The 12208-nt window shown below is 38.6% G+C and carries 15 protein-coding genes; 13 read left to right on the forward strand and 2 right to left on the reverse strand.

Annotation, left to right across the window (positions count from 1 at the left end; genetic code table 11):
• From HMPREF2607_RS07945 to HMPREF2607_RS07965, 5 genes are all read left to right on the forward strand, one after another.
• Window positions 1-687, forward strand: coding sequence for a DUF1275 family protein (locus HMPREF2607_RS07945; RefSeq protein WP_070476618.1), 687 nt, complete (start codon window positions 1-3; stop codon window positions 685-687).
• A 90-nt stretch (window positions 688-777) separates the two neighbouring features.
• Complete coding sequence (locus HMPREF2607_RS07950) at window positions 778-1410, forward strand: nitroreductase family protein (RefSeq protein WP_070476620.1); 633 nt, start codon at window positions 778-780, stop codon at window positions 1408-1410.
• Between the two features lie 165 nt (window positions 1411-1575).
• Window positions 1576-2259, forward strand: a complete 684-nt coding sequence (locus tag HMPREF2607_RS07955; protein WP_070476622.1) for a response regulator transcription factor — start codon at window positions 1576-1578, stop codon at window positions 2257-2259.
• Window positions 2259-3134 (forward strand): sensor histidine kinase, encoded by an 876-nt coding sequence (locus HMPREF2607_RS07960; protein ID WP_070476624.1) that lies wholly within the window; start codon window positions 2259-2261, stop codon window positions 3132-3134. Before HMPREF2607_RS07955 ends, HMPREF2607_RS07960 begins: the two co-directional genes overlap by 1 nt.
• A gap of 146 nt (window positions 3135-3280) precedes the next feature.
• Complete coding sequence (locus HMPREF2607_RS07965; protein ID WP_021143921.1) at window positions 3281-3853, forward strand: DUF4352 domain-containing protein; 573 nt, start codon at window positions 3281-3283, stop codon at window positions 3851-3853.
• A 46-nt stretch (window positions 3854-3899) separates the two neighbouring features.
• Here HMPREF2607_RS07965 and HMPREF2607_RS07970 read toward each other — a convergent pair whose 3' ends face one another.
• Both HMPREF2607_RS07970 and HMPREF2607_RS07975 read right to left on the reverse strand, forming a co-directional pair.
• On the reverse strand, window positions 3900-4655 hold the full coding sequence (locus tag HMPREF2607_RS07970) for an ABC transporter permease (RefSeq protein WP_060971973.1): 756 nt from the start codon (window positions 4653-4655) through the stop codon (window positions 3900-3902).
• Between the two features lie 4 nt (window positions 4656-4659).
• A complete protein-coding gene (locus HMPREF2607_RS07975; protein WP_059749207.1) occupies window positions 4660-5580 on the reverse strand; it encodes an ABC transporter ATP-binding protein in 921 nt (306 codons plus the stop codon).
• A 248-nt stretch (window positions 5581-5828) separates the two neighbouring features.
• Between HMPREF2607_RS07975 and HMPREF2607_RS07980 the strand changes: the two genes are divergently transcribed.
• The 8 genes from HMPREF2607_RS07980 (at window position 5829) to HMPREF2607_RS08015 (ending at window position 12102) form a co-directional block, all read left to right on the forward strand.
• Window positions 5829-7121 carry a PTS transporter subunit EIIC gene (locus tag HMPREF2607_RS07980; protein WP_042762396.1) on the forward strand — a complete coding sequence of 431 codons (1293 nt, stop codon included), beginning with the start codon at window positions 5829-5831 and terminating at the stop codon, window positions 7119-7121.
• Window positions 7108-7971 (forward strand): alpha/beta hydrolase, encoded by an 864-nt coding sequence (locus tag HMPREF2607_RS07985; RefSeq protein ID WP_059749205.1) that lies wholly within the window; start codon window positions 7108-7110, stop codon window positions 7969-7971. The genes HMPREF2607_RS07980 and HMPREF2607_RS07985 overlap by 14 nt, the downstream gene beginning before the upstream one ends.
• Window positions 7972-8154: 183 nt before the next feature.
• Complete coding sequence (locus tag HMPREF2607_RS07990) at window positions 8155-8604, forward strand: Rrf2 family transcriptional regulator (protein WP_014632939.1); 450 nt, start codon at window positions 8155-8157, stop codon at window positions 8602-8604.
• A 135-nt stretch (window positions 8605-8739) separates the two neighbouring features.
• Window positions 8740-9552, forward strand: coding sequence for a VOC family protein (locus tag HMPREF2607_RS07995; RefSeq protein ID WP_070476626.1), 813 nt, complete (start codon window positions 8740-8742; stop codon window positions 9550-9552).
• A 130-nt stretch (window positions 9553-9682) separates the two neighbouring features.
• A complete protein-coding gene (locus HMPREF2607_RS08000; RefSeq protein ID WP_070476627.1) occupies window positions 9683-10285 on the forward strand; it encodes a nitroreductase family protein in 603 nt (200 codons plus the stop codon).
• A 491-nt stretch (window positions 10286-10776) separates the two neighbouring features.
• Window positions 10777-11079: a hypothetical protein gene (locus HMPREF2607_RS08005; RefSeq protein ID WP_037601049.1), complete on the forward strand. Its 303-nt coding sequence runs from the start codon at window positions 10777-10779 to the stop codon at window positions 11077-11079.
• A 13-nt stretch (window positions 11080-11092) separates the two neighbouring features.
• Entirely contained in the window at window positions 11093-11302 is a 210-nt protein-coding gene (locus HMPREF2607_RS08010; RefSeq protein ID WP_021143931.1) for a helix-turn-helix transcriptional regulator, read from the forward strand.
• Window positions 11299-12102: a DUF3169 family protein gene (locus HMPREF2607_RS08015; protein ID WP_014634712.1), complete on the forward strand. Its 804-nt coding sequence runs from the start codon at window positions 11299-11301 to the stop codon at window positions 12100-12102. The genes HMPREF2607_RS08010 and HMPREF2607_RS08015 overlap by 4 nt, the downstream gene beginning before the upstream one ends.
• The last annotated feature ends 106 nt before the right edge of the window (window positions 12103-12208 follow it).

The following is a 12208-nucleotide window of genomic DNA, read 5'->3' on the forward strand; positions in this document are numbered from 1 at the left end:
ATGGAATCGAGAAACCTTCTTCCTCAAAATACGCGTCTGATGGCTAATTTGTTGAGTTTCTCAGGAGGGGCTTTGGATGTCTTTTGTCATATGTACTACCATAGTTTAGTTGCTACACAGACTGGGAATATCCTTTTGTTGGTCGCTGACTGGCGAAACAGTAGTATGTACTATAACTGGTTGCGTTGCTTTTCAATCTTTTTCTTTTCTTTAGGCTTTCTTTTTGGCATGTGGTTTAAAGACCAACGTAAGAATGCTTATTGGCGAGTTTATGGTCTGCTTCCACTTTGCGTAATGACAGCCATCCTGCCTTTCCTACCTTCAAATCCCTTGATTGAGCTCCCAATTATCGCTTTTTCTGCAGGTATCATGATGAAGACTTTTACTGGCAGTCAGATTGAGAATCATCCTTTCGTGATTTTTATGACCTCAGGAAATTATCGAAGGATGTTAACGGCAATATACTATGTCATTGAGGGTAGTGGTGATCAGAGAGAATACCGTCGTCAGGCTCTTAATTATGGTTTTATTGTAGGGAGTTTTCTAGGTGGTGCTGTTTTCTCAGCTATTCTGATGCACTTTATACACATTTGGTCAATCTGGATAATCACACTCAGTCTCATTACCATCATGGTTTACTATTCCTCTGAAGTGAAACGCTTAGGACTCAAGGAGACTAATCTTTAGTCGTCTGTAGCAAATATTTTTGATAACAATTGTCTTGTGTTATAATTTTGATTATATTATTTTCATTTAATCAAAAAAAGGAGACATAAGATGCCTGTAGTAAGCAATGATTTTTCAGATATCGTTTATAACCGTCGTTCCATTCGTAACTTTGATTCATCTGTTAAGATTCCGCGAGAAGAACTGTTGGAAATCCTAGATAAAACTGTCACAGCACCATCATCAGTCAACATGCAACCTTGGCGTTTTGTCGTCGTTGATAGCGAAGAGGGCAAGGAAAAATTGACACCTTTCGTCAGCTACAATGGTTTGCAAAATGAAACATCGTCAGCCATGGTCCTTATTTTTGCCGATTTGAATAGCCAAGAAAGAGCTGAAGATATCTACGGTAAGGCTGTTGCTCAAGGAAAAATGCCTGAAGAAGTCAAAGAAAAACAACTGTCAAGCATTGTGCCAATGTATGAAAATGCTCCTAGAGACGTCATGAATGAAATTGTTCACATCGATGCTAGCCTTGCCGCTATGCAGTTAATGCTCGTTGCTCGCTCTTATGGATACGATACTAATGCTATCGGTGGCTATAAAAAAGAAGGTCTCGCAAAAGCGTTTGGTCTTGATGAAGAAAGACACGTGCCTATTTTGATTATTGCCCTTGGGAAAGCCAATGAAGAAGGCTTTGAGTCTGTTCGTTTGGACGCATCTGATGTTACCACCTTTGCTTAATAAATAATTGACCGTAAGTCTCGAAAGTAGAGGCTTACGGTTTTTTTGTATTGTCTTTTTTGCTATCAAGAAGTCGTCATGTACCTTGTCATTAATTTGGCTTTTTGTTAAGATAAAACAAAAAGTGAGCATATACAATTGGTAGCATTATTGGAGGATTAAGACATGGCACGTATTTTACAAATTGAAGACAATGAGGATATCCAGAGTATTCTTTTCAACTTGTTTTCTGAAGAACATGATATTATTCAAGCCTACTCTGGGACTGAAGGAGAGCTTTTGTTTCAAAATCAAGAGATTGATTTGGTTCTCCTAGATATCATGTTACCAGGTAAGGGTGGCGAAGAGGTGCTTAAGTTTATTAGGCAAAGAAGCTCTGTACCTGTCATTATGTTGACTGCCTTGGGTGATAAGCACTTGATTAGCCAGTACTTACTTGATGGCGCAAATGATTATATCGTTAAGCCCTTTGATCTTGAAGAAGTATATGCGCGTGTCTCCGTTCAACTACGTGAACACAATCATGGGAGTAGTAGGACTGATAACATCTATCAAGTCAAAAACATCACGATAAACCCAGACAGTTTTGAAGTCTCTTGCAAGAGAAAAGTCATTCGTTTGGGTAAGAAAGAGTTTCAAATCTTCCATACACTCCTACAAAATCCAAAGAAAATTTTTACTAAAGAAGACCTCTATGAGACGGTTTGGGAAGCCCCTTATCTATCAGGTGATAATACATTGAATGCACAGTTGAGTAATCTACGAAAGAAACTAGCCCAAGTGGATGCGAGTACGGAGTATATCGAAACGATTTGGGGCTTAGGTGTGCGACTTAAAGGAGATGACTGATGGAAGGACTACTTATTGTATTGATAGGACTTCTTCTGGGAGTGACTACCTATCTAGTCCGTTACTATTTGGCTGTAAAATCTCTCTCAAAGCAGATTGAAGAAAAGCTAGTTGAAGAAAGCCATAGACGGATTACTCTGAAAAACCAACCAAAATCTTTAGTTACCCTAACGAATCAGGTTGAGTCTCTCTTTACCCAAATTGAAAAGACTAATCTTGTCGCTCTCCAAGAAAAGAAAACCATGGACATGGCTATCAGTAATATTGCCCATGATATACGAACGCCATTGACAGTAGCGAGCGGCTACGCTCAGCAAAGTCTTCGAAGTAGCAGTGAAGATGATATGGCTATGGAGAAGATTTCTAAAAATCTACTGACTGTTTCAAAGCGTTTGGAAGCCTTGTTGGAATATCGACGATTAACAGAGGGTGCCATCCAACCACAATTTCAAGATGTGAACTTTTCTCAACTTGTGGTTAAGTCTATCCTGCCTTACTATGACATGTTTCAGGAGACAGGGATTACACTAGATATTCAAGTAGCCCCTGACATCCGATGTGAAATGGATGCTGATATTTTTGACCGCCTATTTCAGAATATTATCAGTAACGTTCTAAAACACGGTAAGACTCAAGCTCAACTGACACTAGAGAAAGTGGATGATGGCATTTATTTGTCAGTTAGTAATATGGTTCAACAGCCGATACAGCATCTGGACCAACTAACGACCCGCTTTTACTCTGAAAACCTGTCAGACACCGAGGATTCCTCTGGACTTGGGCTTTATATCACCGAACACTTAGTCCAAGTCTTAGAGGGTGAGCTGCATCTGGACTATGAGAATGAATGGTTTTATTTAACAGTGAGATTATAAAAACATGAAGTTGATGTTTTTATAATCTTTTTTTGTAACTTTGAGAAAAAAATAAAAAATTAGAGAATTACAATATAAAGATAATTTAATTTTTAGGTAAAATATTTAATTTATCTGATATAATTAATGTACGGAGGTAATTATTTATGAAAAAAGTAAAATTTTTAGAATTTATTCTTCTTTCTGGATTATTAGTAGGTGCCATTGTTCTTTCTCTAATGAACCAGACGAGTGCTTCTGCAAAAACTGATAATGGTTATCAATATAGCAATGTCATTTTTGGATTTAAAAATAAGAAAAGTAAAGACATTCCAACTTATAAAATGTCAGAAACTTTCAAGATTGCAGATGTAGAATACACGATTCACTCTAAAGAAGTTGTTCAAAATGTAGGTGGTGAATTTGGTATGAATGCAAAAGGTTCATATCTTATTCTAAACGTGACAGTAAAAAATAATGGTACTAAGGCCATTACTGTATCTGATTCGGATTTTAAACTAGTAAAAGATAAAACAGAGTATGAACCAGATTCAACAGCAGGAATCTATGCAAATGATGATGCAAATCTTTTCTTTACCAGTGTTAATCCAGAGAATGAAGTGACCGGAAATGTTGTTTTTGATTTGAATCCAGATACAATCTCTGATACTAATTTGAAGCTAAAAATTAATGCTGGATTTGGAAACTCGAATAAAGCAATTGTAACAATTAACGAATAGTAAAAAAATAAAATAACATCGCTTTCGCACGATGTTATTTTTGTTTTCACAAATCTTGTTTTTCAAAAGTAATCAAGCTGAGTGTTGTGAATGCTAGGATAAATCCTACTGCCACGATTGCAGTATTTTGAATGATAGTTTTATCTGCAGTCATGCCGTAATTAAAGTTGATTGACAAGTATTTCAAAATTTCTACTTTAGGGAAGATTGCTGCTGGTACGGTTAAAGCTACTAAACCAAGGGTGTAAGTCACAAAGGTTGTCACGATAGAATGTGTGAGGTAGAGGGCAACTGTGGTCAGACTTACCCAAGCTAGATTACACAAGAATTGGAGAAGGAAAGTTAAGGCAAAGTTTCTAACAAAGTGATCAGGTACAGTTCCAAGACCGTGGCAAAGAGTACCTAGAACAAAGGCAAGGCCGTAAGACAGGAGGAGTTGTCCTAAAGTGATAGCTACAATGACGGTTGCCTTGGCGAAGAAGAACCCGCTCCGTGAAATGCCAGAGGTGAGATTATTCTTGTACAATTTTTGTGCTAAATCAACACCCAAAATGATAGAGACCACAATTAAAGTGAAGAGGACTGTCATGGAGATACTACTAGAGTAATTAATCAGTGATCCGACACCAGTCCACGAAGAGGCGCTTTTAACGGCTTGTTTTGCCCCAGTTTCTACGCCTACATGCCCTGTGCCTCCCAATAGGACACCAGAAATAATGTTTAGGGCTAGGATAATTTCAGAAATCCAAAATCCTTTAGAACGGAAGAGTCGATAGAAATCGGCGTGAATAGTGTGTAACATGGCTCTACCTCCTTTCTGAATCTACTAGTTGTGTGAAGTAGTTTTCTAAGTCTTGACGTTTGTAGTAAATTTCATCGATGTCAACTTCTTGTTTAACCATCTCTTTGACAATTGCCTTTATAACATGGGATTTGTCAAAAATATGAATTTCATTGTCGCTGTTAACCACTTTGAAGTGTTGATGGAGTTGGTCTTGGAGAATGCGACTAGCCAGGGCTAATTGGTTAGTTTTAAGAACGATATAGTCTTCGCTGAGATGTTCGAATTCGTCCTTAGTGATTTCACGGATGATGTGACCGTGATCAATAATGCCAAAGCGGGTTGAAACTTGATAGAGTTCAGACAAGATATGGCTAGAGATGAGAACTGTCATACCTTGCTCTTCGCTCAATTTTTTAATCATTTGGCGGAATTCTTTGATAGCAACTGGGTCGAGACCATTAATCGGTTCATCTAAAATAAGTAGGTCTGGTTTTGCAATCAGTGCAATAGCGATACCTAGACGTTGCTTCATACCCAGTGAGAAACTACGAAATTTTTTCTTGCCAGTGTGTCCAAGTCCAACTGTATCAAGGATTTCATCAATGACCTTGTCAGGATTTGGAACGTGATGAATCTTGCAGTAGTAACGTAGGTTTTGACGTGCATTGAGATGATTCAGGGCAACTGGTGTTTCAATCACAGAACCAACACGTTTCAGTGCGTGAGTCCACTCTGATTTGGAAGCGGAGTGGAAGAGGGAAACACTGCCTTGGCTAGGGCGGATGAGTTTAGTGATGACTTTAATCAGTGTTGTCTTACCTGCCCCGTTTCTTCCGATAAGGCCATAGACCTCACCCTTTTCTAAGGTCAGGTTTACATTGTCGAGTGCTAGGTGTTGGCCGTAACGTTTAGTCAGATGTCTGACCTCAAGTACCTTTTTCATGATAAGCCTCCTTTCGCTTATTTGATACCGCTTTCTTTTCATCTTTATTGTAGTATAAAGTCATTAAATAAACATCAAGAAATTCTCAAATATTTCTTAAATTTTTCAAGAAATCATGAAAATGGTGGTGACTAAATTCTGATAGTGTGTGCTTTAACCCACGATTAAGGTAAGGCCTCTCTCTTTGTGTTATAATGAAGAAAAACGTTGAATGTAAAGTTTATTTTGCCTTTTACTAGGAGTCTTTTATGACAAACTATTTGGTCCAGAGGTTTCTCTGGTTTCGTGAGCGAGGCTTCGTCCAAATTACGCAGAAAACCTTGGTTTCGCTCTTTCCCTTTTTCCTATTTTCAGGAATTATTCGGGTGGTTTCGTTATCCGTCTTTTCAGAGCTTGGTTATATTAACCAGTTGTTTTCAGTTTCTGATTGGCTGCCAGCTTTTAAGATAACTGGTCAGGTGCTCAACAATCTTTCCAGTTTTCTTGGTGGTTTAGCAGGTCCCTTGTCAACCTATTTTGCAGGAAAATACACGGCTGGTCACTACGGCAGAAGTACTGGTACAGCTGGTGTGACCTCCCTTTTGGTCAGTTTGACAATAGGATCGCAAGAGTTGTTAATGTCTCCCATAAACGATGGCGATTTGACACGTATCAATTTACCAGCTTCGATTAATATTATGCTGGCTATCTTCGTGGGTTATCTGGTTGGCCAGATTTTTCGCTTTTCAAGAGCTAGTGATGATCAGATTGTGGATAAGGACTATATTTATCAACCTAAGACAGTTCGTCCCATCTTTTTATCCCTAATCTTGGCTGTTGGTCTTAATATTCTTTTGTTTGTTGGAGAACAGCGTAATGTTTTTCAGACCATAGGTCAGTATGTATCGAGAATCACCGTAACCCATAACCATCTATTCTCAACCTTTATGATGGGACTTTTGAACACTTTCTCTGCTTGGGTTGGAAATAGTCAGGCTTTTGCTCACAATGCTATTACTGAGGATAGTTTTGCTTTGGAGAATCTGACCTATGCCGTCTCCCACCATACGACGACTGGGCTTCCCCACCTTTATACGCTAACAAATCTTTATCATAGTTACGGCTTGGTGGCTGGTATTGGATCAGGTCTGGCTCTCTTGGTGGCTCTACTTTTAAAATCAACAAGCTTTAAGGACAAGAAAGTTAGTCTTCTTAGTGTTTTCCCTAGCCTCTTTAATAATGGGGCCCCCTTGATGGTAGGGATACCAGTCTTACTAAATCTGGTTTATCTGATTCCTTTTCTTCTAGCACCTATGGTCAATATGGGAATAGCAGCGGTGGCTCTGGCTATTCGCCTCATGCCTGCGGCGGTTTACCCTGTACCAGATGGTACGCCGAGCCTTCTTTACGCCTTTATTGGAACTGGTGGTAGCCTGCGGGCACTTACTGTTAGTCTGCTCTGTTTTGCGGTTGATGTTGCAATCTTTATTCCCTTTGTTCATCTGTCTAATAAGGTGCAACACGGTTTGAAAGAGGAAGGAGAAAGCAATGAAGTTCAGTAAAAAAACGAAATTGGCCTTTATCCTTGTTGCGGTCTTTCTCATTGGTTTGGCTGTGCCGTCCTATAGTTGGACCAGGAAAAATGTCAAGGAAATCGAGACTTTCTACAATTCAAAATTGTCTCCTATTATCATGATTCCAGGGAGCTCCGCTACAGAAAATCGTTTTGATGGCTTGGTACGTAAGCTCAATCAAGACCGTCCTGGAGTCAAGCATAGCCTCCTCAAGGTCAAGGTTTGGAACAATGGTCGTATCACCTTTGAGGGCAAAATCAAGGCTAAGGACAACGAGCCAGTCATTGTTATCGGTTTTGAAAATAACAAAGATGGATATAGTAATATCAAGAAACAAGCTAAGATGATGAATCAGGCCTTTGAAGCCTTGCAGAATAAATACAATTTCAATAATTTTAAAGGTCTGGCCCATTCCAATGGTGGACTGATTTATACAGCCTTTATTGAAAATTATCTGAGTGACTATGATGTTAGGATTAACTCACTCATGACTATCGGGACGCCCTATAATTTCACTGAAACCAATATCAAAAATAAATCAGTCATGCTTGCGGATTTCATAGCTGGTAAGAAGAATATTCCGTCCACCCTACATGTCTATTCGGTAGCAGGAACTATCACCTATGATTCGGACGAGTTGGTGCCTGATGCTAGTGTGTCCGCTGGGAAATATATCTATCAGAACCAAGCAAAGAGCTATACTGAAATTACGGTTACAGGTGAAGATGCTCAGCACTCGGACTTGCCAACCAATGATGAAGTTGTGGATTTGGTCAAACAGCATATTGAGGGGCAGGGTGTCCGTAAGAAACAAAAGACCCAACTAGAGCCTCAGTAAGTGAGAATAATATAGCTTATCAGTTCTAGTTGTTTATCATCCAATACAATCAGATAGAGTCTATAATGGCTCTATTTTTTTAGCGCTAAGATTGACTTCTCAAGTTGTTGTAACTCCTTGTTTTACAACTTTCTTTTTGTTATAATCAAGTAAAATAGCAAAGAAGAATGAGAGGTCCCAAATATGCAAATTCCAAGTCGCTTTACCATTGCCGTTCATATTTTGACTCTTATAGCACAAAATAAGGGAAATGAAACTAAGTTAACCAGTGACTTTATGGCTGGTAGTGTGGGAGTTAACCCTGTTATTATCCGCAAAACCTTGTCGCAACTAAAGAAAGCAGACTTAATTTCAGTTCAAAGGGGAACAGGTGGAGCTAGCTTGCTCAAGGACCCAGAAGAAATTAACCTTCTTCAGGTTTATCGTGCTGTGGATAGCATCGGCCCAAGTGGTCAACTCTTTAGTTTCCATGACAATCCTAACCCAGCCTGTCCAGTAGGACGAAATATTCATGGAATCTTGGATCAAAGCCTAGAAGACGTTCAAATGGCAATGGAAAAAGAGCTTGAAAAGAAAACACTGGCTGGTATTTTAAAAGATGCAAAGGCCAACTGGAAAGAAGCTGGAGCTTGATTGTTTAGTCAGTAAGATAGAGGAAATCGAAAGTTATTCGGTTTCTTTTTTATTACTGAGTTGTAATGATTGACATTACAATCAAACTAAGTATAATATTGTCATATAAAAGATTACAACACAGGAGAAAATCATATGACATACGATTATAATAGCAAGATTTATTTAGCTGAGGCAGTACTTAATGTGAAGGACCTGGCTCGTCAGACGGCCTTTTATACACAGATTATAGGTCTTGAAATCCTCTCCCAAACGGAAAAAGAGGTTATCTTGGGAGCTGGAAACAAGCCCTTGGTCCACTTGATTGAAACCAATCGTGAGGAGGCGGTCAAGTCCAGTTATGGCCTTTACCATATGGCGATTTTGTTACCTTCTCGTGAGGGTCTAGCTGATGTTTTCAAACATATTGCTGAGCTGGACTATCCTTTTGTTGGTGCAGCTGACCACGGTTATAGTGAAGCTCTTTATTTGGAAGACCTTGAGGGCAATGGTATTGAGCTCTATCGAGACAAGCCTGTCGCTGAATGGGATATTCGTGAGGATGGTCGCATCGTTGGGGTAACAGAAGAACTCTCAGCTCAAGAAATTTACGAGATGGGGCGCAAGGTTGAACCTTTTGTGATAGCTAAGGATACTCGCATGGGGCATATTCACTTATCGGTCAAGGATAGTCAGCTAGCTTCAGCTTTCTATCAGGAAGTTTTGGAGCTAGCAGATAAATTCACTATTCCAAGTGCCAGTTGGATTGCTTCAGGTGATTACCATCATCATTTGGCGGTCAATGAATGGGGTGGAAAAGACTTGGCCAAACGTGAAGAAGATATGCTTGGTCTTGCAGAGCGTGCTAAAAATCGTGGAGCTGAGATCAAATGGTTATCTTCTAATGCCTTAACGTTTGAAGATAATGATGGTATTTTGACACGGGTAAGAAAAAATATCAATAATTAGTGATTTTTTTGAGTCGTAACTATTGACATTACATTTTAAACGGCTATAATGTTGTTGTAATCAAAGCTATTACAAATAAACTTAATAATTTTAACAATTAACATATATCACAAATAAAGAGGAAATAACGATGACAAACTTTACAGATTTACAAACAAAACGCCGTTCTATCTATGCATTGGGAAAAGATGTGGAACTTTCAAATCAAGAATTAATTGATACTATCCAAGAAGCGGTTTTTAACACACCAACTGCTTTTAACTCACAAACATCACGTGTGGTAATCTTGCTGGATGAAGAATCAGATGCCTTCTGGAATGAGATTGCTTACTCTGAACTTGAAAAAGTGACACCTGCAGAAGCCTTCGAGGGAACAAAAGAACGTTTGAAAGGTTTTGCCCAAGCTAAGGGAACAATCCTCTTCTATGAAGATCAAGATGTGGTGAAAGGCCTTCAAGAGCAATTCCCACTTTATGCAGATAACTTCCCAATTTGGTCAGAACAAGGTCACGGAATCGCTCTTTATGCAACATGGTTGGCTTTGGCTGAGAAGAATATCGGCATGAACGTGCAACACTATAACCCACTTGTTGATGCCCAATTGGCTGAAAAATATGATATCCCAGCTAACTGGAAGCTCCGTGCCCAAGCACCATTTGGACAAATCGTCGCACCAGCAGGAGATAAGGACATCCAAACAGAAGGCCGTTTCAAAGTTTTTGGCGACAAATAATCACCTTAACTTAGTCAGTCGGTTTTGTACTGACTGAACAAAATCATATTGATAAGACAAATGACTAGCAGGATTGAAGAATCTTGCTAGTTTTTTCTATTTCAAAACTAGTAATGCCTAAGAAAATGTATAGCTTGAATTTTGAAACTTTCCTTAGGTGATAGCAAATGTCAGCGATCTTCTCCGAAGTTTCATGAGTAAAGTTTGAGCCCTCGATTTTTTATTTTTAGGCTCAGGTTAAGACAGTTCTCCAAACCTCTGAGTATCTAAAATTATTTGGTTTTGGGTACTTTCTTAGCGGTATCTTTCACATCAATTTTTCCAAGTCGTTTATCGAAGGAGAGATACATTAAAAGGTTTGAAAAGGTGAGCTACTTATATTTTATTTTCAATAATTTTGACAATGTTCTTTTTATTTTTGACAAAGATGCTTGTCAAAAATAAAAAGAAGCGTTACAATAGTTTTAGACGAAGGAAGGAGAGAAATTACGATGAAATATATTTGGCTATCTTTTATTCCACTTCTGTTTCTGATTTATACGGGCTCAGAGAAGAAGATAAAAAGATTGAACAGACGCATCAGACGATTGGAAAAACAATTGAAAGGAAGTCAAGAAATGTCTAGACTTTTAGAAGAATTAAAAGGACAAACGGTTACGGTAAATGGATTTAGAACCGAGTATGAAATTATGGATATCGATGAAGATTGGGTCAAATTGAGTCGTGAAATTAATAAACAACAAAGAGAAACTAAATTAGTCCGTATCGAAGATATTCAGGGTGTTCAACTATAAGGAGGCGGATGCCATGATCTTAAAAAATCGTCTGAAAGAGTTGAGGGCGCGTGATGGGCTCAACCAATCTGAGCTAGCCAAGCTAGCAGGGGTCTCGCGTCAGTCCATCAGTCTCTTGGAACGGGGGGAATATACCCCTTCGGTTATTATTGCCATCACCATCGCCCAGGTTTTTAAAGAGCCTGTGGAAAATGTTTTTAGTCTTGTAGAGGAAGAGGAATGATTATGAAAAAGCAACCACAAAAAAGATCTCCACGTAATCGTTTTTGGAGAAATGTCGGAATCATCACAGTTTCCGGCTTGATTGGAGGAGTCATTGGTTTTTTGACAGGCATGTTCGGATCCGAAAAACCCCTTGAAATCCAATCCTTCTTTAGTATAGAAGTACTCCTTTTGGGCTCAATACTTTTGTTTCTTATCGTGTTTATGGTCACGATAGCCTTACTAATAAGCGCGAGAAAAGTCCATCAAAAAATGCTCCAGATAGAAGACGAAGAGGAAGCCTATCACTATGACATCCAGAATAAAAAACTGTTTGGGTTAGCGACCATTTTTAAAGGAGTCATGATCTTGCCATACTTTTTAGTCATCATCTTTTATAGTCAATGGGTGTATATGGATAGACCTTCCACAGGGCACTTAGCTTTTATCTTTGGAACTTTTACCATGCTCTATCTTTTTCTTGTCTTGATTGTCCTATTTTTCTTATCAGATATCTTCTTTCGCAAGACCTTCCATCTGCTTTATGGAAAACCAATTCCCCGCAATGTCAATACCAAGGAAGTGCGTGAATTTATGATGAGTATGATGGATGAGGCAGAAAAACAGATAAGCTACGAGGAAAATTTCGAAGTGGTGGTTAAGTTAAGTAATTATATCTTACCTATCATGCTAATTGGAATTTTAATCATTGGGATTGCCTTCCAGACGGATATCCTCTTGGCTTTGAGTGTTGTATCCATCATCTATATTTATATCCTTATTTCACAATACAAGATTACCAAACGTTATTATAAAGAATAAATGTATCATCCATGTTAGAAATCTGTAAAAGCTTTTGGAAGTGATAAAGAGCTCTTTTTATTGAAAATCTTATCTTCCATTTCTTTATATACAATCAATGGGAGTG

Origin of the sequence: Streptococcus sp. HMSC078H03 (assembly GCF_001808655.1) — a bacterium.
GTDB classification, from domain to species: domain Bacteria; phylum Bacillota; class Bacilli; order Lactobacillales; family Streptococcaceae; genus Streptococcus; species Streptococcus salivarius_G.

Bases quoted from the DNA above. Each gene is read 5' to 3' on its own strand.
- HMPREF2607_RS07945 (WP_070476618.1), top strand. From the start codon at position 1: ATGGAATCGAGAAACCTTCTTCCTCAAAATACGCGTCTGATGGCTAAT.
- HMPREF2607_RS07950 (WP_070476620.1), top strand. From the start codon at position 778: ATGCCTGTAGTAAGCAATGATTTTTCAGATATCGTTTATAACCGTCGT.
- HMPREF2607_RS07955 (WP_070476622.1), top strand. From the start codon at position 1,576: ATGGCACGTATTTTACAAATTGAAGACAATGAGGATATCCAGAGTATT.
- HMPREF2607_RS07960 (WP_070476624.1), top strand. From the start codon at position 2,259: ATGGAAGGACTACTTATTGTATTGATAGGACTTCTTCTGGGAGTGACT.
- HMPREF2607_RS07965 (WP_021143921.1), top strand. From the start codon at position 3,281: ATGAAAAAAGTAAAATTTTTAGAATTTATTCTTCTTTCTGGATTATTA.
- HMPREF2607_RS07970 (WP_060971973.1), bottom strand. From the start codon at position 4,655: ATGTTACACACTATTCACGCCGATTTCTATCGACTCTTCCGTTCTAAA.
- HMPREF2607_RS07975 (WP_059749207.1), bottom strand. From the start codon at position 5,580: ATGAAAAAGGTACTTGAGGTCAGACATCTGACTAAACGTTACGGCCAA.
- HMPREF2607_RS07980 (WP_042762396.1), top strand. From the start codon at position 5,829: ATGACAAACTATTTGGTCCAGAGGTTTCTCTGGTTTCGTGAGCGAGGC.
- HMPREF2607_RS07985 (WP_059749205.1), top strand. From the start codon at position 7,108: ATGAAGTTCAGTAAAAAAACGAAATTGGCCTTTATCCTTGTTGCGGTC.
- HMPREF2607_RS07990 (WP_014632939.1), top strand. From the start codon at position 8,155: ATGCAAATTCCAAGTCGCTTTACCATTGCCGTTCATATTTTGACTCTT.
- HMPREF2607_RS07995 (WP_070476626.1), top strand. From the start codon at position 8,740: ATGACATACGATTATAATAGCAAGATTTATTTAGCTGAGGCAGTACTT.
- HMPREF2607_RS08000 (WP_070476627.1), top strand. From the start codon at position 9,683: ATGACAAACTTTACAGATTTACAAACAAAACGCCGTTCTATCTATGCA.
- HMPREF2607_RS08005 (WP_037601049.1), top strand. From the start codon at position 10,777: ATGAAATATATTTGGCTATCTTTTATTCCACTTCTGTTTCTGATTTAT.
- HMPREF2607_RS08010 (WP_021143931.1), top strand. From the start codon at position 11,093: ATGATCTTAAAAAATCGTCTGAAAGAGTTGAGGGCGCGTGATGGGCTC.
- HMPREF2607_RS08015 (WP_014634712.1), top strand. From the start codon at position 11,299: ATGATTATGAAAAAGCAACCACAAAAAAGATCTCCACGTAATCGTTTT.